The organism is Kocuria cellulosilytica, from assembly GCF_040981245.1.
Lineage (GTDB): Bacteria > Actinomycetota > Actinomycetes > Actinomycetales > Micrococcaceae > Kocuria > Kocuria cellulosilytica.
In genome coordinates this window covers 1-526 of sequence record NZ_JAVFWZ010000134.1, presented here as the reverse complement: position 1 = coordinate 526, position 526 = coordinate 1, and the positions used below count along the sequence as shown (strand labels likewise).

1 protein-coding gene is annotated in these 526 nt (G+C 82.9%); it reads left to right on the top strand.

What is annotated here, in order from left to right; genetic code table 11:
- Positions 1-473 (top strand): orotidine 5'-phosphate decarboxylase / HUMPS family protein (locus tag RCG67_RS17355; protein WP_368828060.1); only part of this gene is annotated, 473 nt, incomplete at its 5' end.
- Between the last annotated feature and the right edge of the window lie 53 nt (positions 474-526).

The following is a 526-nucleotide window of genomic DNA, read 5'->3' as shown; positions in this document are numbered from 1 at the left end:
CGCTGCGCCCGGCCCTGGACCTGGCCGCCCGCACGGGCCGCGGCACGTTCGTGCTCGCGCTCACCTCCAACCCGGAGGGGCGCTCCGTCCAGCACGTCGGGGGCCGCGGGTCGGTGGCCCGCGCCGTGTGCTCGGCGGCCGCGGCGGAGAACGGCCGGGCCCTCGGGGACGCGGCCGCCGGGGCGGGCCCCCGGCCCGCCCTGGGCCCGTGCGGACTCGTGGTGGGAGCCACGGTCGGCGACGCGCTGGCGGAGCTCGGGATCGACCTGGCCGGGGTGCGCGGCCCGCTGCTCGCCCCCGGCTACGGCGCCCAGGGCGCCCGGGCCGAGGACCTCCCGGCCGTGTTCGGCCCGGCGTCCGGGCAGGTGCTCGCCACCTCCAGCCGGGCGATCCTGGGCCGGGGCCCGGCCGTGGCCGCGCTGCGGGAGGCGGTCCGGCGCTCCGCCGGGGAGCTGGCGGCGGCGCTGGGCTGAGACCCCGCGGTCCCCGCCGGGCATACGCCGCGGGCGACACCCCTGGTCCCGAC